Annotated in this window: 18 protein-coding genes; 9 read left to right on the forward strand and 9 right to left on the reverse strand. The window is 63.9% G+C overall.

What is annotated here, in order from left to right:
* Nucleotides 1-185 precede the first annotated feature (185 nt).
* Entirely contained in the window at nt 186-497 is a 312-nt protein-coding gene (locus Q5H89_RS14130) for a winged helix-turn-helix transcriptional regulator (protein ID WP_305019981.1), read from the reverse strand.
* A 149-nt stretch (nt 498-646) separates the two neighbouring features.
* On the opposite strand from Q5H89_RS14130, the gene Q5H89_RS14135 reads away from it, so the two are divergent.
* Nucleotides 647-1405 (forward strand): SDR family NAD(P)-dependent oxidoreductase, encoded by a 759-nt coding sequence (locus tag Q5H89_RS14135; RefSeq protein WP_305019982.1) that lies wholly within the window; start codon nt 647-649, stop codon nt 1403-1405.
* Nucleotides 1406-1517: 112 nt separating this feature from the next.
* On the opposite strand, the gene Q5H89_RS23370 is transcribed toward Q5H89_RS14135, so the two are convergent.
* Nucleotides 1518-1577, reverse strand: coding sequence for a hypothetical protein (locus tag Q5H89_RS23370; protein WP_449271982.1), 60 nt, complete (start codon nt 1575-1577; stop codon nt 1518-1520).
* Between Q5H89_RS23370 and Q5H89_RS14140 the strand changes: the two genes are divergently transcribed.
* Entirely contained in the window at nt 1548-1712 is a 165-nt protein-coding gene (locus Q5H89_RS14140; RefSeq protein ID WP_305019983.1) for a hypothetical protein, read from the forward strand. The genes Q5H89_RS23370 and Q5H89_RS14140 overlap by 30 nt on opposite strands.
* A gap of 236 nt (nt 1713-1948) precedes the next feature.
* Here the strand turns inward: Q5H89_RS14140 and Q5H89_RS14145 are convergent, their stop codons facing one another.
* Nucleotides 1949-5149: a M43 family zinc metalloprotease gene (locus tag Q5H89_RS14145; protein ID WP_305019984.1), complete on the reverse strand. Its 3201-nt coding sequence runs from the start codon at nt 5147-5149 to the stop codon at nt 1949-1951.
* 181 nt (nt 5150-5330) lie between these two features.
* Nucleotides 5331-6020, reverse strand: coding sequence for a deoxyribonuclease V (gene nfi, locus Q5H89_RS14150; RefSeq protein ID WP_305019985.1), 690 nt, complete (start codon nt 6018-6020; stop codon nt 5331-5333).
* A gap of 192 nt (nt 6021-6212) precedes the next feature.
* Here nfi and Q5H89_RS14155 point away from each other — a divergent pair, with 192 nt between their 5' ends.
* The 4 genes from Q5H89_RS14155 to Q5H89_RS14170 all read left to right on the forward strand — a co-directional run bounded on the left by Q5H89_RS14155 (nt 6213) and on the right by Q5H89_RS14170 (nt 9372).
* The gene (locus Q5H89_RS14155; RefSeq protein WP_305019986.1) at nt 6213-6797 is read left to right on the forward strand and encodes a DUF1990 family protein; all 585 of its coding nucleotides are present in this window, start codon (nt 6213-6215) and stop codon (nt 6795-6797) included.
* Nucleotides 6790-7473 (forward strand): DUF1990 family protein, encoded by a 684-nt coding sequence (locus Q5H89_RS14160; protein WP_305019987.1) that lies wholly within the window; start codon nt 6790-6792, stop codon nt 7471-7473. Before Q5H89_RS14155 ends, Q5H89_RS14160 begins: the two co-directional genes overlap by 8 nt.
* 88 nt (nt 7474-7561) lie before the next feature.
* Nucleotides 7562-8611, forward strand: coding sequence for an NAD(P)-dependent alcohol dehydrogenase (locus tag Q5H89_RS14165; protein WP_305019988.1), 1050 nt, complete (start codon nt 7562-7564; stop codon nt 8609-8611).
* A gap of 170 nt (nt 8612-8781) precedes the next feature.
* Nucleotides 8782-9372 (forward strand): DUF4468 domain-containing protein, encoded by a 591-nt coding sequence (locus Q5H89_RS14170; RefSeq protein ID WP_305019989.1) that lies wholly within the window; start codon nt 8782-8784, stop codon nt 9370-9372.
* 12 nt (nt 9373-9384) lie between these two features.
* On the opposite strand, the gene Q5H89_RS14175 is transcribed toward Q5H89_RS14170, so the two are convergent.
* From Q5H89_RS14175 to Q5H89_RS14185, 3 genes are all read right to left on the reverse strand, one after another.
* Entirely contained in the window at nt 9385-11709 is a 2325-nt protein-coding gene (locus Q5H89_RS14175) for a M20/M25/M40 family metallo-hydrolase (RefSeq protein ID WP_305019990.1), read from the reverse strand.
* A gap of 128 nt (nt 11710-11837) precedes the next feature.
* Nucleotides 11838-12536, reverse strand: a complete 699-nt coding sequence (locus tag Q5H89_RS14180; RefSeq protein WP_305019991.1) for a potassium channel family protein — start codon at nt 12534-12536, stop codon at nt 11838-11840.
* Between the two features lie 15 nt (nt 12537-12551).
* Nucleotides 12552-13364, reverse strand: coding sequence for a ribonuclease H-like domain-containing protein (locus Q5H89_RS14185; RefSeq protein ID WP_305019992.1), 813 nt, complete (start codon nt 13362-13364; stop codon nt 12552-12554).
* 79 nt (nt 13365-13443) lie between these two features.
* Between Q5H89_RS14185 and Q5H89_RS14190 the strand changes: the two genes are divergently transcribed.
* From Q5H89_RS14190 to Q5H89_RS14200, 3 genes are all read left to right on the forward strand, one after another.
* Entirely contained in the window at nt 13444-14742 is a 1299-nt protein-coding gene (locus Q5H89_RS14190; RefSeq protein WP_305019993.1) for a helix-turn-helix domain-containing protein, read from the forward strand.
* A 91-nt stretch (nt 14743-14833) separates the two neighbouring features.
* The gene (locus tag Q5H89_RS14195; RefSeq protein WP_305019994.1) at nt 14834-15199 is read left to right on the forward strand and encodes a hypothetical protein; all 366 of its coding nucleotides are present in this window, start codon (nt 14834-14836) and stop codon (nt 15197-15199) included.
* A gap of 205 nt (nt 15200-15404) precedes the next feature.
* Entirely contained in the window at nt 15405-17930 is a 2526-nt protein-coding gene (locus Q5H89_RS14200) for a TonB-dependent receptor domain-containing protein (RefSeq protein WP_305019995.1), read from the forward strand.
* Here Q5H89_RS14200 and Q5H89_RS14205 read toward each other — a convergent pair.
* Complete coding sequence (locus Q5H89_RS14205; RefSeq protein WP_305019996.1) at nt 17927-18313, reverse strand: hypothetical protein; 387 nt, start codon at nt 18311-18313, stop codon at nt 17927-17929. The two genes, Q5H89_RS14200 and Q5H89_RS14205, sit on opposite strands and share 4 nt — an antisense overlap.
* A gap of 231 nt (nt 18314-18544) precedes the next feature.
* The gene (locus tag Q5H89_RS14210; protein WP_305019997.1) at nt 18545-21172 is read right to left on the reverse strand and encodes an ATP-dependent Clp protease ATP-binding subunit; all 2628 of its coding nucleotides are present in this window, start codon (nt 21170-21172) and stop codon (nt 18545-18547) included.
* Between the last annotated feature and the right edge of the window lie 114 nt (nt 21173-21286).

The following is a 21286-nucleotide window of genomic DNA, read 5'->3' on the forward strand; positions in this document are numbered from 1 at the left end:
TGATTGCAAACGGCCGGTAGTGCGTTAGGGGTAATAGAGCGGCGAATAACTGCCGGCTCAGCCCCGCCAGGGTCCAGCCGGCAGCAGCTAGGCGGCAACCAACTTCCTGGCAAACGGATTTCGGCTGGCTGGGGCTGGTCGCAGAAGTCGTGCTCGCCGGGCAGGTTTAGGAAGTGGCAGGGGCGCTATTTCGCGAATATTTTTTCGTGATGCGCGATGCCCCACTCCACCAGGTTGTCGATGATGGTTTTGAGCGTTTTGCCGTGTTCCGTCAGCTCATACTCCACGGTTATGGGCTGGGTATCCAATACGGTGCGCGTGACCAGCTGATTGATTTCCAGCTCTTTCAATTCCTTGCTCAGCATCTTGTTGGAGATGCCCGCTATATCAGCCAACATGTCCGAAAACCGTCTTTTGTGGTAGCAGCAAATCGAGGAGATGATGGCAATTTTCCATTTGCCGTTCAGCACGTCCATCGAATCCTGGACGGCCCGCATGGCTCGTTTATTCTCTTCAAACTGCTGGGGAATGCACTCCATAATGTTACTGGGTTACCTCGGGGTTACTGTTACTTTCGGATACAAAGTTACCAAAAGTAACCTTGTGATTCTAGCTTTGCAGCTCAATTTTTTAACTGAACCAGAAGATGAGCAAGCTCAAGAATAAAGTAGCCATTGTAACCGGGGCCTCGAAAGGAATCGGCGCGGCCATCGCGACCTATTTCGCCGCCGAAGGGGCTAGCGTGGTCGTGAATTATGCCGCCAGTAAAGCGGGAGCGGATAAGGTGGTACGCGCCATCACCGACAACGGCGGCACGGCCATTGCGGTGCAGGCCGATGTGTCGAACGAAGCCGATGTCAGCCGCCTGTTTGCCGAAACCAAGGCGGCGTTTGGCACCCTCGATATTTTGGTCAACAACGCGGTTTATCAGCAATTCCTGCCCATTGACCAGGCCTCGGTCGAATCGTTTCATCAGCATTTCAACGTCAATGTGTTAGGGCCCATTCTCACTATCCGGGCCGCGTTGAGCCTGTTTAGCGAAAAGGGCGGCAACATCATCAATATCAGTTCGGGGGCCAGCAAAACGCCGATGGCGGGCGTCTCATTGTACTCGGCCACGAAAGCGGCCTTGGATGCCCTCACAATTTCGTTGTCAAAAGAGCTAGGGGCCAAAAACATCCGGGTCAATTCTATTTTGCCGGGCGCGACGGCAACTGAAGGGGCGGCCAGCGCGGGGGTTACGGCGGGCAGCGACTACGAAACGATGTTTATTGCGAAGACCCCGCTGGGTCGCCGGGGGCAGCCCGCCGATATTGCGAAAGCCGTCGTATTCCTGGCTTCCGACGAGGCCGCTTGGATTACGGGCGAGCAGCTTTCCGTTTCGGGGGGGATGTATGGGTTTTAACAGGTAGTACTCCCAGCCTTCGTGCTGGTAGCTCAGCCGGCTGGTCGTTGACCGGGATAAGGCAAAGGCCCCGCTCGGATTTTTCGGCTGGGCCTTTCGCTTACGGCTGGGCTTAGTAGGGACTTAGCTGCTTCAGGGCCGAATGACGACGCTTTTCGTTGTCGTGATGCACGACTTGGTCAACGAGCAAACGAGCCTGCGCCAAGCCGGCAAACGTGCTGCATTTCCGCTCGCTGAGCGCATTGCCAGCCCCCTAAAAGGGCGGGTCGGAAAGTTCACCTTGGTTGTTTATATGCTACCCAGGTAGCACAATTGGCGCCGCCGCCCGTTGGCCTAGGCTATCCAGGCGCTAGCCCGTACCAAGCGGCGGCCGTATTGCTTCGACAGCAGGCAGTGAGCGCGGAGCTACGACAAGGTGCGCCCAACGAGCCAGCGTTTTTAGAAAGAGCAAGGCAGAAGCGCTTCTTTTCTAGCGCAATAGGCTTCCAGCAAAAAGGCCCGCTCTGCCAGGAGCGGGCCTTTTTCGTTTAGTAGGGGCTAGCCTTACTGGCGCACCACGGTGAGGCGGGCCGTTTGGCCGCCCTGCTGCACCACGAGGATATACTTGGCGGGGGCCAGCTGCCCCGAGCCGGGCAGCGTGAGGGTGCTGGTGCCCACCTCGACTGAGGCCAGCGCCTGGTCGTAGAGCAGGCGGCCCAGCACGTCGTAGAGCTTAGCGCTGAGCGGGCCGGCCGTGGCCGTCGTTACCTGTATCGACAAGCCATCGGCGCCGAAGGGCACCGGGAAGGCATTGATGGCGTAGGCGCTGGCGGCCGGCGTGGGCGGGCTGGCGGCGCTGGCAAGCGTCCAGCGGCCATTGAGGTCCGTGACGTAGGCGCGGCGCACGAGGTGGGCGGCGGCGTCGCGCTGGGTGGCGCCCTCGTTGGTCCAGGTGGCGCCGGCATCGGCCGAGCGGAACATCGTCAGTTGGCTCTCGGGCAGGCTATTAAGCTCATGCACAGCGTATTGCTGGCTGAGGGTGGCGCCCGGCAGGCTGCGGCCGGTGGCGGCCGTGATATCAAAATACCGGCTGATGCTGCTGGCCGGGCCCACGCCCTGCGGCTGGCCGGTGGTGCGCACCACCGTGGTGGGGCCGGGGGGGCTAGCCGCCGCAATAAGCAGGCCCAGCCCGCCAAAGCTATCGGGCGTGGTGCCCAGGGTGCGGGCGGTTTGCACTTTGCCCAGCACGTAGCTAGCGTCGGTTTCGGTGAGCGTGGCCGTGGGGGCCAGTGTGAGCGTGGCCGGGCCGGTGCTGAGCACGGGGCCCGCCAGCGTAAGGCTGCTGCCAATGGTGGCCGCTCCAATCGTTTTGGGGCCGGTGCCGGCAATAAGTAACGTCTGGTAGCTGCTGGGGCGCAAGGTTTGGGCCGCGGCCCCGCGCGTAGCCACGGCGCCGCCGGTTTGGGTGAGGGCGCCGGTGCCGGCGTAGTCGCCATACAAAGCCAATTCGCCCGCCGCCAGGGTCAGGCTGCCCTGCTGCGTGAGGGTGCGTACCTCGGCCGTGCCGCCCGCCAGGGTAGGGTAGGGCGTGCTTAGGCCCGCCGGAATAACGGCGTCGGTAGCGCGGGTGGGCACGCAGCCGCTCAGCCAGTTGGCGGCGTCGAACCAGTTGCCGTTGCCCGCCGCGCCGCTCCATACGGGTGCTGCCAGCCGCACCCCAATCGTGTCGCTTGTGGTGCAGACGAAGCTCGGGCTGCTCACCGTAACGCGGTAGACAGAGCTTTGCGTGGGGCTCACGGTGAGGGTGGGCCCGGCGGCGGTAGCCGGCAGGCCATTGCCGCTCACCAGGCTCCAGGCGTAGGTAAAGGGCGCCGGGGTGCCCGTCACGGCCACGTTATCGATGGCCCAGAAATACGCCCAGGTGGCCATATAGTGCCAGCGCAGCTGCACGCTAGGCTGGCTCACATAGGCATTGAGGTTGATAAGGGAGCTAGCCGGCCGCGACGAAGTGCCCTGGCCATCAATATAAGTAGCTACCGGCGCCCAGGTAGTGCCGCCATCGGTCGATATCTCGACCGTGGCCAGGTCGCCGGGGTCGTTGCGGTAGTATTGCTGAAAGGCAACTTGCAGCGTGCTGTAGCCCACGGTGCTGAACACCGGCGAAACCAACGTGGTATTGGTGGTTGAGTTGGCCCCGCCGATATCGGAGTTGGCCAGGGCAAAGCGGCTGCCATTGAGCGAGTAGCTACTCAGCTCCACATAGGCGCTGGAATAGCTGAAGGGTGCCGGCCGGTACTGCCAGGCCGTGCTGGCCAGGCCCGCATTGCCGATGGTCCAGCCCGGAGCGGTGCCGTTGAAGTCCTCGCTGGGCAGGCTGCCCGCGGCCGGAATGGTGGCCGACAGCGTAACCGCCGTGCCCGGGCACACCGCCGTGGCCGAGCGGGCTAGCGTGGGCCTGGGCGGCGCCGGGCTTACTACCACGGTGGTGCTGGCCGTGCCGGGGCAGGCCCCGCTGCTGTTCGATACCGTGACGGTGTACACGCCCGCCGTCATCAGGCTCACGCTGGGCAGCGTGGGGTTTTGCTCGGTGCTCACGTAGCCATTGGGGCCGTGCCAGGCGTAGCTTACGCCGGCCGGGCCAGTGGCCGTCAGGCGCACGGGGTTGCCGGCGCAGGTGGCGCCACTGTTGGTGGCCGTGGCCACCAGCGTAGTGGTGCACAAAGCCGGCGAGGTGAGGAGTACCCCGCGGCGCGGCGTGTTAGCGGCAAATACGGCCTGCATCCGGTCCTTCTGATTACCCGAAAACATGGCCATGCAGGCATCATCCACGTAGTCGAGGTAGTTCATGAACATGTCGCCGCTCGGGCCGTTCGAGCACGTGATGTGCGGAAACGTGGGGCAGCCGTAGTTGCCGGTTTGCTGGGTGGGCGTGTCGGCGCAGTAGTCGTTGCCGCAGTCGGCATCGCCCCACACGTGTAGCAGCCCCAGCCAGTGGCCCAGCTCGTGGGTGAGGGTGCGGCCCTTGTTGTAGGTGCTGCTGAGCGTGCCCACCCGCCCGAAGGCCGAGTACAAAATCACCACGCCGTCGGTAGCCGCCATGCCGCCCAGCGGGCTCAGGCCGCCCAGGCCGGCCGTGTTGTCCGGAAACTGCGCGTAGCCCAGCACCCCGCCGCCCAGGTTCATCACCCAAATATTGAGGTACTGGTCGGGGTTCCAGTCGGTGCCCGGCTTGATGGTCGTTTCGGCATAGCTCAGCGAGTAGGGCGGGGCCGAGAAGCCCTTGGCCGTGCGGTCCACGCGGTCGATGCCCGGCTCGGCCATCGGCGCACCACTAGGGTCGCGGGCAGCCAGCACAAACTGAAACTGGGCATCGGCCCGCAGCGGCTGAAACACGCCAGGCACCAGCGCGCCGTCGGCATTCAGGTTACGGTAGTCCTCGTTCAGTACATCGAGCTGCGACTGCACCTGCGCCTGGCTGATGTTGGTGCCCGTGCCCACGGCCTCGCCGTTGTGAATGACGTGCACCACCACCGGCAGCGTGTAGGTGGCGGCTGCCGCGCGCAGCGCCCCCGGGGCCACTGTGCTAGCCCGCTTGGCGGCGCTGTAGCCGGGTAGCTGCCGCTTGAGGGCCGCTTGCTGCCAGGCATCGGCCTGCGGGGTGGCGCAAACGCGCGGGCCGGGCGCGGGCGCCTGGCCCGCCGCCGGCGTGGCTGCCCAGGCGCAGGCTAGCAGGCAGTAAAAAGCAAAAGAATAAAGTTTGGACATAGAGCCAAATGCGGAAATTGCAGAAAACAGGGTGGGTCAGGCTCCGGAATGTGCTAAGCAACCTAGGAATATTTCTTTGCCCGCAGGCAAATTAATCAAAGATAAACCCGGGCTTTCTGAAAGCCATAGCCCGGCCAACTAAAAGAAATTCAAGGCCGTTAGCAACGGCGGCGTAAAGACTTTAGCGCACCTCTTTCTTGAATTCTTCGGCCCAGTGGTCGGCTAGCCGGGTGGGCTCGGGCAGCTTGTAGCCGCGCAGGCAGGCTAGGGTGAGGCGCGTGGCCGTGGCCTGGTTGCAGCGGTGGCCGGGGCTCACGAAGAGCGGCAGCACCTTGTCTTTGCTGCGGATGACCTCGCCGATTAGCTCGCCCGTTTTAGCATCCAGCAGGGGCGTACTACTGCCTTTTTCGGGCGCTGGCTCCTGGTAAGTACCCGTCAGCTTTTGCTTGGCTACGCCGAAAGTGGGCCAGTCGAGCAGCACGCCGAGGTGCGCGGCAATGCCCACCCGGCGCGGGTGCGCAATGCCGTGGCCATCCACCATAATTACGTCGGGCTTGTTTTCGAGCTTGGCAAAGGCCTGAATAACGTTGGGCGCCTCCCGAAAAGACAAAAAGCCCGGCACGTAAGGCATGGTAACGGGGCCGTAATTATAGACCTTTTCTACCAGCTCCAACGACGGAAATTTCAGCACTACAAATACGGACAAAATCGTGTCGGGCGTCGGAAACGACGAGTCGCAGCCCGCAATAAGCCGGGGCTCGCGGGCCAACGGCTCGGCCCGCACGCGCTGGCGCAGCGCGTGCTGCTGCTCGGTGAGGCTGCGCACCAGGGCGGGGTCGGGCGAGGGGCCGGGCGGGCGATAGTAGGCCATATTTTTAGTTATGAGTTAGGAATTAAAAGTTAGGAGTTGGTGGCCGGGAGACAATTGGTGGCGTACCTACGCTTTTCTTTTTGGCTAGGCTACGTAAGCAGCGTAAAAGCAATGAGAGTCTGGGGCAACGCAACGCGCCATTTCGCAGCCGGCAACTCCTAACTCCTAACTTTTAATTCCTAACTCAAAAAAATGTCCGAGCATTCAACCGCCGCCCAGCCGGCTGCCCAGGGCAGCGGCCCGGAGCTGGAGCGCCGCTATTATATCGACCTGGAGCGGCCGCGCCTCACGCCCGCGCAACTGATGGCGGCGGTGCAGGCCGATGTGCCGGGCTTCTCGCCGGGCCTGCTGGCCGATTTTGAGCGTACTCGTGGCCAGGAGGGCAGCCTGCGCGAGGGCGACGAGTTTCACATCAGGATTTTTGGGCCCTGGAACGGCAGCGTGCGCGTGACGGCCGTGGGCCCCACGTTTTTTGAGCTGCTGACCCTCGAAGGCCACCCCGAGGCCGGGCGCATCCGCTTCGAGGTGCACCCGCTCGATGGCCGGGCCGATGCGTTGCGCTTCGAAATTCACTCGCTGGCCCGCTCGCGCGATGGCCTGGTGGCCTTTGCCTACGACACGCTGGGCGGCGGCAAGCTGATGCAGGAAGCCACCTGGGTTGAGTTTTGCGAGCGCGTGGCCCAGACCAGCGGCGGCCAGGCGCTAGGCCCCGTCACGGTCGAAACCACCCGCCGCACCCCCAATGGCACCACCACGCAGCAGCTAGCCCATGAGTAGCCCGGCCACCTCCGCCCCCGCCTGGGAGCAGTACCGAGCCTTACTCGCCGCCTATGCCCACGCCCGGGTCAACTACGACTACGAGCAGGTGCACGAATACTCGTCGGCCACGGGCTGGCGCATTGACCACTACGTGGCCGACCTACCCGCCGAGGCCCCCGGCCCACCCGCCGAAGCCGGCTCGTTTGCGGCGGCCCAGGTAGTAATGCGCCGCTACGCCTTTCCGCCGCCCGACCTCATTACCGGCTACTTCGACCCTGGCCAGCCCCTGGACAAGCGCATTATGGTGCTGCGGGCGCACTTTCTGGTATTCAACTTTTACTTCGGCGTGCGCGTGGTCGATGTCGTGGACGCGGCGGCCCAGGCTAGCCCCGCCGGCCCCGAGCGGGTGTGGGGCTACGGCTACCGCACCCTGGAGGGCCACTTCGAGAAAGGCCAGATAAACTTCTCGGTGCACAAAAATCTGGCAACCGGCGCGGTGCAGTTTCGCATCCAGGCCATGTCGCAGCCGGGGCATATTCGCAATCCGTTTTACTGGCTGGGCTTCAAGTTGTTAGGGCGCATGTTGCAGCGGCGCTTCGGCCACCAGTCGCTGGCCCGTATGCGCCGGCTGGTGGCCGAAGCACTGGCCCACCCCGCCGCACCGGCCCAAACAAAGCCCGGGGCCGGGAGTTAACCCCGCACTTAGCCGCCAGCGCCGCCGCAACCCCTTGGGGGCGCGGCGGCGTTTTCGTAAGTCCATTTCAACCAAACCAACCCCTAGTATGTCTGCTACGAAAGCGTATGCGGCCCCCGCCGCCAATATTCCCCTCGAACCCTTCCAGCTGGAGCGCCGCGCGCCCGGCGCCCACGACGTGCAGATTGACATCCTGTTCTGCGGCGTGTGCCACTCCGACCTGCACCAGATTCGCGATGAGTGGGGCGGCTCGATTTTTCCGATGGTGCCCGGCCACGAAATTGTGGGCCGCGTGTCGGCCGTGGGCGACCACGTGAAGAACTTCAAAGTAGGCGACCTGGCCGGCGTGGGCTGCATGGTCGATTCGTGCCGCGAGTGCTCGTCGTGCAAAGAAGGCTTGGAGCAATACTGCGAAACTACCGGCATGATTGGCACCTACAACAGCCGCGAAATCAAGACCGGCAAGCCCACCTACGGCGGCTACTCGCAAAGCATTGTGGTGGATGAGAAATACACCCTCAAGGTGAGCGAGAAGCTCGACCTGGCCCGCGTGGCCCCGCTGCTGTGCGCCGGCATCACCACCTACTCGCCCCTGCGCCAGTGGAAGGTGGGCCCCGGCCACCGCGTAGCCGTAATGGGCCTGGGCGGCCTGGGCCACATGGCCGTGAAGTTTGCCGTGGCCCTGGGTGCCGAAGTAACGGTACTCAGCACCTCGGCCGGCAAAGAGGCCGACGCCAAAGCACTGGGTGCCCACAAGTTTGTGGTAACCAGCGACAAAGACCAGTTTAAGTCGGTAGGCAACTATTTCGACTTCATCATCAACACCATCTCGGCCCAGATTGACCTCGGCGCCTACGTGAACCTGCTGCGCCTCGATGGCACCATGATTCTGCTAGGGGTACCCAGCGAGGCGCCGCACCTGCACGCCTTCAACCTCATCAGCAAGCGCCGCCGCGTGGCTGGCTCGCTCATTGGCGGCATTGCCGAAACGCAGGAAATGCTTGACTTCTGCGCCGCGCACAACATCATGTCGGACATCGAGGTAATCGATATCCAGCACATCAACGAGGCCTACGAGCGCATGCTGAAAGGCGACGTGAAGTACCGCTTCGTCATCGACGTAGCGTCGCTGAACTAACCAGCGAGCAGCAGTTGCTAAAAGGGCCGTGGCTGAAAAGCTGCGGCCCTTTTTTGTGGGCAATAAGTAGTAATTGGCCCGAGTTTGGCACTGGCCGGGCGGCCGGCGGGCTAGCCCGGCCGCCCGGCCGGGCACCAACTAGCCCGCCGGGCCTCGCGTAAAACCTGCTTATGAAATACGTATTAGTTGCCGTAGCGCTGCTCGGCGCGGGCCTGCCGGCCGCCGCCCAAACCCAGCTGAAACTGCCCAAGCTGCACGGCTGGGTAAACCCGCTGCCCGTAGATTCGGCCACCGGCAAGGTTTCGTTTCGGGCGGTGGTGCAGGTGCCGGGGGCTAGCCAGGCCCAGCTGTATGCCCGCGCCAAAGAGTGGTTTGCCACGGCGCCCGGCGCCGTGCAGCCCGTGCTGGAGCAGGCCGATGCCGCCAGCGGCACGCTCACCGGCAAAACCAGTGAGCTTGTAATGCAGAATATGCTGGGGGCCAACGTGCAGGTGCCGCTGTGGCGCACCATCATCATTCAGGTAAAGCCGGGGCGCTTCCGCTACCAGGTTACCGATTTTGCCTTCGACGGCGGCAAGGGCCAGGGCGCCGTTACGCCCATCGAGAACTACCTCACGCCCAACGCCCTCACCTTCGACGACAAGGGCTACCCGCGCCCGGTGCTGCAATCGACCATCGACGCCGTTTACCGCAGCGGCCGCCAGCAGGCCAGCAGCATTCGGCAAAAAGTAAGCGGCAAAGCGGCCGATGATAACTGGTAAACTACCAAGTGCTTACAGTGAGAATTCCTGGCGTACCTGGGTAGTAAAGCTGTTGTAGCCCGGGGCTGGCACCACCGTGGAAGGCAGCGCAGGCGCCAGGGTGCCGGGCAGGCCCAGCGTGCGGGTAGTCACGACGACCGGCACCGGCCCAGCCCCGGCCAGCTCCAGCGTCAGGTCTTCGCCATCGGCGCGCGGTGCCAGAAACAGCAGGCTCACCTCGCCGGCTTCGGGGTGCAGGCTGGCGGCGGGCGTTAGCTCGTCGGCCACGCGCACCGAGCGCAGCCGGGCAGCCTGGCCAATGCGCAGCGTGAAGCTGCTTACCTCGGTGCGGCCGGGCAGCAGGCGCAGGCGCAGCCGGCGCTGGCCGGCCACCACCTGGTCGGCCAGCACCGTGAGGCTGGCCGGGGCTAGCGGCAGCACGGGCGCCGCCTGGTGCAGCACCGGACCGGCCGATTGCGGGAAGAGCGCGGGTAGCGGTGCCACCTTCGGCCGGGTAAATACCTGGCGCGTCCAGGCATCGGGGCTAGGGGCCGACGACAACCAGTAGGCCTGGCCGTGCGCCGCATCGAGGGTATAGTACAAGTGCGTTTGCTGGGGCTGATTGGCCGTGGGCTGCCGGCCCAGGTGGCCGATGAGCAGCGCCATCAGCACCTCGGCCAGGGCCAGGCCGGGCAGCAGCCAGTTGGTGGCCGGCGGCCGGTTGGGGCCCACCGCCGGGCGCAGCACCGGCAGCAGCACGGGCAGCAGCAGCCCCAGCAGTATTGCCAGGAAAAGCAAGGCTACCAGCGCCAGCACATTAAGCCCAAAGATGACCAGCAGCAGGTAGATAGTCGGCGCCAGCAGCGCCACGGCGGGCAGGGCCAGCAGCCACTCGACCGGGCTGCTGGCGGGCTGCCGGGTGGGGCTGGCCACCCGGCGCAGCCGCACGCCCCAGGCCAGCACGGTAGCCAGCAGTGGCCACGCCAGCAAAAACGCCGACGAGGGTGCCTGCCACTGCAACACCCCCAGCAGCAAAGCCAGCACCAGCAGCACGCCCCCCAGCAGCGACCCCGGCCGCAAAAAGCGGCTCAGCCAGCCGTAGTAGGCCGTGAAGGCGGCTAGCCCCAGCGCCAGCAGCGCCCCTTGGTAAGCCAAGGCATTGTAAGAAGCGCGGTCGTAAAAAATACCGTATTGCGGATAGAGCCGGGCCACTAGCGCCAGCAGGCCCCAGCCGCCTAGTAGCAGCAGGGCCACGCCGCCCAGCCAGCCCAGCGCCCCGCCCAGCAGGCTGCCCGCGCTCAGCTGGCCCCGCACGTAGGCCAGCACCAGGGTCAGCACAATGAGGCTGATAGTGAGCTGGGTAAGCCATAGGTTCCAGGCGGCGGGGTAATGCACCAGCCAGGCGCCCAGGGGGTTGAAAAATGTTTCGTCGGGCCCCTTGGTGTGGATGAGCGGGATGTTGCCGAAGTGCCGCACCAGGCTCAGCATGTACGAGCCGTGGTGCTGCAGCGAGCCCAGGTCGAGGTGGGCAGGCGTGTCGGCCGGGCTGTGGTAGTAGGGGTGGCCGTCGACGAAGGCAAAGTTCAGCCCCGTGATGCCTGCCTGGCGCAGCGGCGTGAAGTCGGTATTGTTGGGCAGGTGCCGATAGGCTTCGTAAAACAGCGACGACGCGATGGGGTAGGGTGCCGCCCGCGCGTACTCGCGCATTACCCAGCCATTTTGCGGGCTCACCTCAAAGGTGAGGCTGGGGCCGGCGTTGCCGCGCCCCTCAAAGTTGAGGGCCACGCCCACTTCGCGGCGCAGGCGGGCCGTGTCGGCGGCGTAGGCGCGGGCACCCAGCAGGCCGGCCTCTTCGCCATCGGTAAACAGCCAGATAACGTCGTTGGCCAGGGGCGGCCCGGCGCGCAGGGCCCGGATGGTTTCGAGCATGGCGGCCACGCCGGCACCGTCGTCGCCGGCGCCGGGGGCGTGAGGCTGCGAGTCGTAGTGGGCCAGCACCAGCACGGCCGGGCCGCCGGGCTGCCGGCCGGGCAGGCGGGCCACCACATTCTGCACCCGCGCAGCGGTGAGGGGGCCTTGGTCAGCGGTTACCAGGCTCAGGTCCTGCACGCTGGCGGCCAGGCCTAGCTCGCGGCAGCGGCTCAGCAGGTAGTCGCGCACCTGGGCATTGGCCCCGGAGCCCAGCGGGTGGGGCTGGCCGGCCACGGCCACCAAATCGGGCCGGGCCCGGTAGGCCGAAAACTCGGTGGCGGGCGCCGTGGCGGGCACCGGGCGCGGCGGCTGCACCAGCCACACGGCCAGCCCCGCCACCAGTGCCAGTCCTAGCAGCGGCAGCCAACGAAAGAAGGGGTTTGTCATAGGATATACAAGCCGGCCAACGTACCGGCGCGCCGGCGCCGGCAGGCCACGGGTGCGGCGGCGTGCAAGTTATTGAGGAAGCCCACTATACTGGCTCCGAGCTGGGGTTGTGAGGCGCTCCGCAAAGGCTAGCTGGGTTCGTCGGGCACCTGCGGTGGGCTGGCTGCCTCGGGCTGGCGGGCCTGCACAAACCACGAGGCCAAAAACCCGGTGAACGTGCCAAACAGCCCCACGCCCACCGTCATAAGCGCCGCCGCAATGAGGCGGCCGGCCCCGGTTACGGGGTATTTGTCGCCGTAGCCCACGGTGGTAATCGTCGAGTAGGCCCACCACAGGGCATCCTCGGCCGTTTTAATGTTGCTGTCGGGCCGGGTTTCGACCTGCAGAATGGCGATGGACGAAAACACCACCAGGAGCGCCGCCACCAGCGCCGCCGCCGCAAATGTGCCCTGCACCCGGCTCCGAAACAGGTGGTGCAGCAAGTGCTTGGTCGAGCGGAAGGCCCACAAAATGCGCAGCAGCCGCACCAGCCGCAGGGTGCGCCCGGCCCGCAGCCAGCCCACCTGCGGCACGCTGGCCACCAGGTCTACCCAGCCCCATTTGAGAAACGCCAGCTTGCTTTTGGCGCGGTAAAAGCGCACGCTGAACTCAAGCAGAAAAAAACCGCACACGGCGTTGTCGGCCAGGCCGAGCAGGTGCGCAGTTTCGGGCGGCAGCCGAAACATGGTGCTGGCAAACAGCGCCGCCAACACATACACCGACAGTACGATAACGGCGAAGTTGAGCACGCCGAGCCGCCGCTCGGCCAAGGGCTTGGGCAGGCGCATGGCGGGGCCTGGGGGCTAGCCCACGGCCACGGGCCGGGGCGCCCAGGGCGTTTGGGTGAGCTGCACTACGGGCCACAAATCTTTTTTGCCAGTATAGTGCAAAAAGATGCGGGCGGTGGTTAGCACGTCCTTCTCGCAATAGGCCACAATGCGGGCCAGGTCCTTTTCTTCCCAATACACCTGCGCCACCTGCGAGCCGTCGATGTCGTCTTTGGGCGACGGGATGCCGAACACGCCCGCCAGCAGCGGCAGCGAAATGTGGCCCTTATTGTCGCCAAACTTCCACAGTTCCATCGTGTCGAGCAGATGGGGCAGGTCCCAGGGGCGGTGGCCGGCCACGTCGAGCATGGGCGGAATTTCCTGCCCGCAGATGAGCATGCGCCGCCCCAGGTAGCCGTAGTCGAACTCGCGGCCGTTGTGGGCGCAGAGAAAGCTGCCGTCGGGCCCGGCCGTTTCGAGCTTGGCGTAGCGGGCGGGGCCGTAGGGCGCGTAGCGCTGCAAAAATTGCCCGAAGCTGCGCAGCACCTCGCACTCATCGTCGTCGGCAAACGACTTGGTGCGAAACTCCAGCGTCTCATCCTTCAGCAGCCGGAAGTAGCCCACCGAAATGCACACCACCTTGCCAAACTCGGCGTAGAGGCCGCCGTTGGCGAATAATTCGGCGTGGGTCTGGCCATCGGCCAGCTCCTTGGCGTGGCGCTTCTCGCAAAACTTCTGCCACAGCGGCTGGTGGGCGGGCGGCAGCTCGGCGTGGGTGGCGCAGCCCGGCACGGTTTCAATGTCGACAAAGAAAACGCGGGTCAGGTCGACGTGGCGCAGGATGTTCATAACTATCAATAGGGAAGTGCCCCAAAGCTACACCAGGGGCCTACATCGGCCGCCCGGCCCCGCGCCGTACTTTCGCTGCATGTTGTTTGCCTTTGGCCCGCGCAGCTCGTTGCTACTGCCTTTTGTGCTGCCCGGTGCGGTGGCCACGCTGTGGCTGCTGGGGCGGGCGTGGCGGCGCGGCAGCACCCCCGATGCCCTGCTGGCGCTGCTATTGCTGCTGCCCACGCTCATCGTGAGCCAGTGGATGCTGGGCTACGCCGGCTGGTTCGACAGCCACGATGGCTACTCCACCGTCATGTTTTACGTGCCCTGGCAGCTTAGCCTGCTTATGGGGCCGGGCTACTACCTGTATTTCCGCAGCCTCACCAACCAGGAGTTTCGGCTGGGGCCGCGCGCCTGGGGGCACCTGCTGCCGGGGCTAGGGCAGGTGGCACTGTTTGCGGGCGTGGCCCTGCTCGACCTGGGCTGGCGGCGTGGGCTGCACCACGAGGCGCTGCCCGACTTCTATGGTACCAAAGGGGCGGCGGCCACCTGGCGCGACACCTTGTTTGCGCCCCTCAACTGGCTGGCCGTGGCCCTGCTGGTAGGCTATGGCCTGCGCATGCTGGCCGACTATCGCCGCTACGCCCACTACCTCAACGACAATTTCTCCGACCCCGAGCGCCTGCGCTTTGCCGGGCTGCGGCAGCTGCTGGTGCTGCAGGCCTTGGTGCTGGCGCTGGGGCTAGTGGGCTCGGTGCTCAACTACTTGTTTGACCTGAGCTACGATGCCGCCTGGTACCTGTTTGCCCTGCGCGGCGTGCTCATCTACGGGCTTATTGTGGTGGGCCTGCAGGCCAATTACGCGGCGGCTACCAGCCCGCTGCGCTTCGAGCCCGATGCAGCCCCCACGCCCGGCAGTAAACCCGATGGCGCATCGTGGTTGGCAGAAGCGCCAGGCGGCGAACCCAACGACGTGCCGGATTTAGCAGCCGGCGGGCCGGGCGCATCTCAACCGCTGCTTGCTGAACCCACCGCGCCCGCAGCCTTGCCGCCCGAGCTGCTGCCCTGGCGCGATAAGCTGCTAGCCCTCATGGCTACCGAGCAACCCTGGCTGGAGCCCGAGCTTACGCTGACGGAGCTGGCTCAGCGCCTGCGCACCACGCCCAACGTGCTGTCCAAAGTCATTAACGCGGGCTGCGGGCAGAACTTCAACGACTTCGTGAACACCTACCGGGTGCACGAGGCCCGCCGCAAGCTAGCCGACCCGCGCCTGGCGCACTACTCGCTGGTAGGCGTGGCGCTGGAAAGCGGATTTAACTCAAAATCAACGTTTAACCGCGTGTTTAAGAAGCTGCTGGGCCAGGCGCCCAGCGAAGTAGCGCGGCCCAAATCATAAGTTGGGACGGCCCAGATAATGACCTGGAGCGCAACGCGCAGCCAGCCCGAGGACCTTTGGAACGTTGTTTCACTCTCTTCCGCTGCCTGCCATGCGTACCCTCCTTGCCACCGCCCTGCTGGGCAGCCTCGGGCTGCTTGCCGTCTGCGGTCCAATCATTTCCCAAACGCTCATCGATCCCGGCAAGCAGTTTGTGCTGGGCGGGGGGCAGCACGGGGCGTTTCGGGTGGCGGCCCACAATGTTGGCCCCGTGCCAGTAAGTGTGGCCGAGCGCTGGCCCACCGGTGTCGTGCAGGAGCGGGGTAGTCTGGAGCCCGGCCAGCGGGCCGAGCTAGCCTTCGGCGCTGGCTCAACGGCGCTGGTGCGCAACCTGGGCGAGCGCCAGGCCCGCCTGGCTTTCCGGATTACCGGCAGCACCGCCGGCCTGGGCATGGGCTACGAAGCCCTGCACAAGTAGCTGCCCCTAGCGACCTAGCCTGCCGAATGCCCGCCGCGCTTACATGGGCTAGTGGACTTAAAAACAAGGTGCCTGCCCGATGACGAATTCCCGCGCCGGCCGACGGGCTGGGCGTCGCTCCACAAAATCTTCATCTTAATACGCAACTACCGGGCTGGCCAGCGCATCCATAGGGCTAGCCGTGCGGCGCTCATCCTATTTATTTATGAAAACGACTATCCAGTGGCTGGTATGCCTGTTTTTTACCGCGAGCCTAGCCCCCACGGCGGCGCTGGCCCAAGCGCCCGCAGCAGCCCCGGCGGTGCCCGCCACCGGCGCGCTCACCGGCACGGTGCTCGACTCGCTGGGCCGCCAGCCGGTGGCCTACGCCACGGTGGTGCTGCTGCCGCCCACCGGCGACAAGCCCCTTACCGGGGTGGCCGCCGACGACCAAGGGCACTTTGCCCTTACCAAGCTGGCGGCGGGCAGCTTCCGGCTGCGGGCCAGCTATGTGGGCTACGGCACCCGCACCCGCCCCGTGGTGGTGGGCACCGGCCCCACGGCAGTGGGCACGCTGCTGCTACCCACCGCCGCCCAGGCGCTGGGCGAGGCGGTGGTTATCGGCACCAAGCCAGTGGTGGAGGTAAAGCCTGACCGCCTCGTATACAACGCCGACCAGGACGTGAGCAACGCCGGCGGCACCGCCCAGGATGTGCTGCGCAAGGCCCCGCTGCTGGCCGTGGATGGCGACGGCAACGTGAAGATGCGCGGCTCGGCCAATTTCAAGGTGCTCGTCAATAACAAGCCTTCGCCCACGCTGGCCCGCAACCTGGCCGAGGCCCTGAAAAGCATTCCGGCCGAGCAGATTAAGAGCGTCGAAATCATCACCACGCCCTCGGCCAAGTACGATGGCGAGGGCACGGCCGGCATCATCAACATAGTGCTGAAAAAAGGTGTAGACCAGGGCCTGAACGGCCGCGTGGGGCTAGCCAGCGGCAACCGCAACACCAATTTTAACTCGGCCCTCAATTTCAAGAAGGGCAAAATCGGCTTCACTTCCTCGGCCAACGCCGGGGCGTGGTACAACCCAGGTCAGTCGAGCCGCGAGCGCATCGGCTACGCGGCGGCCGTGCCCGATACGCTGCGCCAAAGCTCGAGCAACCACAACCTGGGCGGCTGGTACTACGGCACGGTGGGCCTCGACTACGACCCCGCCGAGCATCACAGCATTTCGCTGGCCGGCTCGGTGAATGGCTACGGCGGCAATTCGACCCAGGACCTGGTAAACCAATACATCAACGTTAACCCGGCAAATAATCAGCTTTTTACCCGCGCTACCAAAAGCGTTTTTAGCGGGCTGAACGTGGAGGGTACCGGCACCTATACCCGCACCTTTGCCACGGCCCGCAAGGAGTGGAGCGTGCTAGGGCAGTACGCGCTCAACAGCGGCACCTTCGGCTACGACTTCGACCAGTATGCCAATTCCTACACTGCTCTGGAGCAAAGCCTGGCCAGCTACCGGGAGCGCAGCCGGGGCCGCACTCCCGGCCACGAGGTAACGCTGCAAACCGATTTCACCCAGCCCTTCGGCGACAAGCGCACCCTGGAGCTGGGCCTGAAAGCCATTTTCCGGCGCACCGGCTCGCAGGCCACCGTCGATACCCTGCGCACCATGTATGGCCCTAGCCTGACGCCCGACGGGCGCCGCGTGACGGATTTTACGTATGCGCAGAATGTGCAGGCGGCTTACGCCATCTACTCCTTCAGCGCGGGCAAGAAGCTGACCGGCAGCCTCGGCACCCGCATCGAGCGCACCGAGGTGCTGGCCCGCTTTGGCGCGGGCAGCGCCGAGGTGTCGCTGCCCAGCTACCTCTCGCTGCTGCCCAACGGCAGCGCCCGCTATGCGTTCAGCGACGCTACCAGCCTGCGCTTTGCCTACAGCCGGCGCATCACGCGGCCCTATATCGACTACCTCAACCCGTTCGTGGACCGCTCCGATGCCAAGAATATTTCCTTCGGCAACTCGCTGCTGAGCCCCGAGTTTACCGACTCATACGAGCTGGCCTACAGCACCACCGTTAAGACAACGACCCTGAATGCCGCGCTTTCGGTGCGCCATACCGGCAACGCCATCGAGCAGATTCGCTACCTCACCACCAATCCCAACCCACCCGTGCCGCTGCCCGCCAGCGTAACGCCCGACCCTAGCGTGGCCGCCCAAACCTTCGCCAACGTGGCCGCCAATACCTTTTACCAGTTCAACGTGTACCTCTCGGCCAAGCCCTTGCCCAAGTGGGACCTTAGCGCCGGCCCCGACGTGCAGTACGTGGTGCGCAGCTCACCCGCGCTGGGCATCGAGCGCCGGGGCTTCGCGGCGGGCATCAACGTCAACACCTCGTATAAGCTGAACAAGGGCTTCACGGTGCAGGGCTTCGCGTTTGCCAGCACGCCCATGCCCGACATTCAGGGCACTGGCCCGGCCAACCTCTACTACCAGCTAGGGGTGAAGAAAACGCTGCTGGGCGAAAAGGCCGACCTGACCCTCAACTTCGGCAGCCCCTTCAACGCCTACTGGGCTTACCGCAACACCACCACCACGCCGCTCTTTACCGAGCATAGCGAGTACCGGGCCTACCAGCGCTCGTTCCGGCTCAATTTCAGCTACCGCTTCGGGCAGGCCGGCGCCGGCAAGCAGCGCAAATCCATCCAGAACGACGACACCAAGAGCGGCAGCAGCAAGCAGGGCGGCTAGCGGGCCGGCGCCAGCTCAGGCACGGGCCCCAGCCCGGGCGCTGCCCGGCTGGCGTGGGCGCTGCGGTATACAATAGCTGCGATAGCCAGCGCCAGGCTGCCCACTACCACAGCCGGGTGCGGCGCTGGCGCGAGCTGCTCCAAAACAGGCTTTTGCCCATCTTGTACCTGCGGCAAAAACGTGAGTGCCACCCACGCCAGCCCCGGCAGCCAGCTAATGTCGCGCAGCCACGTGCGCTCTACAAAGTGACCGGCAACCCCGGCGCTGGTGTAGTGCATGGGCACGTAGCCCAGCACTGAGGGCCAGATAAACTGCACGTACAACACCGGCACCAAAGCCAGCCCAGCGGCCAGGGCCGCCGCAAAAAATACTTGGCGGGTCATGGGCAGCTATGCAACTAAACGCAAGGCAATACTACTCCTAGCGAGGAGAAAGAGGACGAAGAATCCTCGAGCTATGAAAGCGGAAAGACCGGCCTCGTCCTGCGAAGCCGGTCTTTTTATGTTTGAAGCGGCGCTTGCCAGCTCCCAGCCGTCGGGTAGCTGCCGCATATATGCCAGGCAAAAGGCCGGTCCCGCACTGCGGAACCGGCCTTTTTCATCTGATAACCTTACTTATTTCGTTTCGCCGCTCTCGGGCTCCGAGGGGGCTTCCTCCGGCCGCTCGTCGCTGGCCAGGTTCGGCTTCTCGTCGCTCTTGGCAATGCTGAACGTCAGCTCATCCTTGCCATCCTCGTGGTCGGCCGTGATGACGTCGCCGTGCAGCAGCTGCGCTTTCAGGATTTCCTCGGCAATCGGGTCTTCAATGTACTTCTGAATAGCCCGGTTCAGCGGGCGAGCGCCGTACTTGGGGTCGTAGCCTTTGTCGGCCACGAAGTCCTTTGCTTTCTCGGTCAGCTCCACTTTGTAGCCGAGCGTGAGCACGCGGGCCAGCAGCTTGCTGAGGCTGATGTCGATAATCTTGTGAATGTCTTTCTTCTCCAGCGAGTTGAAGACTACCACATCGTCCAAACGGTTGAGGAACTCGGGCGAAAACGTCTTTTTCAAGGCGTTGGTAATGGTGCCCTTCGTAATCTCGTCCATGTTCTCGTTGCGAGCCTTCGTGCCGAAGCCGATGCCCGCGCCGAAGTCCTGCAAGTCACGCGCCCCTATGTTCGAGGTCATGATGATGATGGTGTTGCGGAAGTCTACCTTGCGGCCGAGGCCGTCGGTCAGAATACCGTCGTCCAGCACTTGCAGCAGCAGGTTATACACATCCGGGTGCGCCTTCTCAATCTCATCGAGCAGGATAACCGAGTACGGCTTGCGGCGGATTTTCTCCGTCAGCTGGCCGCCCTCTTCGTAGCCCACGTAGCCGGGAGGCGCGCCCACCAGGCGCGATACGCTGAATTTTTCCATGTACTCCGACATGTCCACGCGCACCAAGGCGTCTTCCTTGTCGAAGAGGTAAGTAGCCAACACCTTGGCTAGCTCCGTTTTACCCACACCAGTCGGGCCGAGGAATACGAACGAGCCAATCGGCTTCTTCGGGTCCTTCAGGCCCACCCGGGTGCGCTGAATAGCTTTCACGAGCTGGGCAATGGCCTTGTCCTGGCCGATTACCTTGCCCTTCAGCTCCTGGCCCATGTTCAGCAATTTCTCGCCTTCGTTCTGGGCCACGCGGTTCACGGGAATGCCGGTCATCATGGCGATTACCTCGGCCACGTTTTCCTCTTTCACCGTGTAACGCTTCTTCTTGGTCTCGTCTTCCCAGCTCTTCTTAGCCGAGTCGAGCTGCTCCAACAGCTTTTTCTCGGTGTCGCGGAGCTTGGCAGCTTCCTCGTATTTCTGCGATTTCACCACGCGGTTTTTCTCCGTCTTGATATTCTCAATCTGCTCTTCGAGCTTGAGAATATCCTCCGGCACCACAATGTTGTTGATGTGCACGCGGGCACCGGCCTCATCGAGGATGTCAATGGCTTTATCCGGCAGGAAGCGGTCGCTCATGTAGCGGTCGCTCAGCTTCACGCACTGCTCAATGGCCTTGTCGGTGTACACCACGTGGTGGTGGTCCTGGTACTTGTCCTTGATGTTGTGCAGAATCTCAATCGTTTCCTCGGGCGTGGTGGGGTCCACCATCACCATCTGGAAACGACGGGCCAGCGCGCCATCCTTCTCGATGTACTGGCGGTACTCGTCCAGCGTAGTAGCGCCGATGCATTGAATCTCGCCGCGGGCCAGGGCCGGCTTAAACATGTTGCTGGCATCGAGCGAGCCGCTAGCCCCGCCGGCGCCCACAATGGTGTGCAGCTCGTCAATGAACAGAATCACGTCGGGCGACTTTTCCAACTCGTTCATCACAGCCTTCATGCGCTCTTCGAACTGGCCGCGGTACTTGGTGCCCGCCACCAGCGAAGCCAAATCGAGGGTCACTACGCGCTTGTTGAACAGCACGCGGCTTACCTTTTTCTGGATGATGCGCAGGGCCAGGCCCTCGGCAATGGCCGTTTTACCAACGCCCGGCTCACCAATGAGAATCGGGTTATTCTTTTTGCGGCGGCTCAGTACCTGGGCCACGCGCTCAATCTCTTTTTCGCGGCCCACGATGGGGTCGAGCTTATCTTCTTCGGCTAGCTTGGTAAGGTCGCGGCCGAAGTTATCGAGCACCGGAGTACGCGATTTCTCACCGGCCCGCTTGGCACCAGCGCCAGCGGCGCCACCCTGGGCACCCTGGCCGCGGCCAGCCCCGCCCTGGCCCTGGCCAAAGAGGCGGTCATCATCGTCGTCAGCCTCCGGGCCAGCCTTGGGGCTGGTGTTCGGAGCGGCGCCGTGGTAGTCGAGCGAGTCGCGCACGGTTTCGTAGTTCACGTTGAATTTGGAAAGAATTTGAGAAGAAATGTTGTCCTCATCGCGCAGAATCGAGAGGAGCAGGTGCTCGGTGCCGATGATTTCCGACTTGAAAATCTTGGCTTCGAGGTAGGTGATTTTCAGCACCTTCTCGGTCTGCTTGGTCAGCGGAATCGAGCCGGTGATGCTGGTGCCCTGGGTGGAGGCCGTGTTGCGCGTGGCTTGCTCCAGGGCAAACTTCAGCTCATCGGTGGCCACGCCGAGCTTTTTGAGCAGGCCGAGGGCCGTGCCTTCGCCCTCGCGAATCATGCCCAGCAGCAGGTGCTCGGTGCCAATGTAGTCGTGGCCGAGCCGGATGGCCTCCTCCCGGCTCAAGGAAATAACCTCCTTGACGCGGTTTGAAAATTTAGCTTCCATGCAAGCAAGATAGAAATAAGACGCAGATAGTAGCTGTACCGAAAACGGCCCGAATAGTTGCGCTACAACGATACGTAAAGGAAAGCGGATTATGAGAAAAACAAGCGCCCGCGG

The organism is Hymenobacter cheonanensis (assembly GCF_030581075.1).
GTDB lineage: Bacteria > Bacteroidota > Bacteroidia > Cytophagales > Hymenobacteraceae > Hymenobacter.

Bases quoted from the DNA above. Each gene is read 5' to 3' on its own strand.
- Q5H89_RS14130 (WP_305019981.1), bottom strand. From the start codon at position 497: ATGCGGGCCGTCCAGGATTCGATGGACGTGCTGAACGGCAAATGGAAA.
- Q5H89_RS14135 (WP_305019982.1), top strand. From the start codon at position 647: ATGAGCAAGCTCAAGAATAAAGTAGCCATTGTAACCGGGGCCTCGAAA.
- Q5H89_RS14140 (WP_305019983.1), top strand. From the start codon at position 1,548: ATGACGACGCTTTTCGTTGTCGTGATGCACGACTTGGTCAACGAGCAA.
- Q5H89_RS14145 (WP_305019984.1), bottom strand. From the start codon at position 5,149: ATGTCCAAACTTTATTCTTTTGCTTTTTACTGCCTGCTAGCCTGCGCC.
- nfi (WP_305019985.1), bottom strand. From the start codon at position 6,020: ATGGCCTACTATCGCCCGCCCGGCCCCTCGCCCGACCCCGCCCTGGTG.
- Q5H89_RS14155 (WP_305019986.1), top strand. From the start codon at position 6,213: ATGTCCGAGCATTCAACCGCCGCCCAGCCGGCTGCCCAGGGCAGCGGC.
- Q5H89_RS14160 (WP_305019987.1), top strand. From the start codon at position 6,790: ATGAGTAGCCCGGCCACCTCCGCCCCCGCCTGGGAGCAGTACCGAGCC.
- Q5H89_RS14165 (WP_305019988.1), top strand. From the start codon at position 7,562: ATGTCTGCTACGAAAGCGTATGCGGCCCCCGCCGCCAATATTCCCCTC.
- Q5H89_RS14170 (WP_305019989.1), top strand. From the start codon at position 8,782: ATGAAATACGTATTAGTTGCCGTAGCGCTGCTCGGCGCGGGCCTGCCG.
- Q5H89_RS14175 (WP_305019990.1), bottom strand. From the start codon at position 11,709: ATGACAAACCCCTTCTTTCGTTGGCTGCCGCTGCTAGGACTGGCACTG.
- Q5H89_RS14180 (WP_305019991.1), bottom strand. From the start codon at position 12,536: ATGCGCCTGCCCAAGCCCTTGGCCGAGCGGCGGCTCGGCGTGCTCAAC.
- Q5H89_RS14185 (WP_305019992.1), bottom strand. From the start codon at position 13,364: ATGAACATCCTGCGCCACGTCGACCTGACCCGCGTTTTCTTTGTCGAC.
- Q5H89_RS14190 (WP_305019993.1), top strand. From the start codon at position 13,444: ATGTTGTTTGCCTTTGGCCCGCGCAGCTCGTTGCTACTGCCTTTTGTG.
- Q5H89_RS14195 (WP_305019994.1), top strand. From the start codon at position 14,834: ATGCGTACCCTCCTTGCCACCGCCCTGCTGGGCAGCCTCGGGCTGCTT.
- Q5H89_RS14200 (WP_305019995.1), top strand. From the start codon at position 15,405: ATGAAAACGACTATCCAGTGGCTGGTATGCCTGTTTTTTACCGCGAGC.
- Q5H89_RS14205 (WP_305019996.1), bottom strand. From the start codon at position 18,313: ATGACCCGCCAAGTATTTTTTGCGGCGGCCCTGGCCGCTGGGCTGGCT.
- Q5H89_RS14210 (WP_305019997.1), bottom strand. From the start codon at position 21,172: ATGGAAGCTAAATTTTCAAACCGCGTCAAGGAGGTTATTTCCTTGAGC.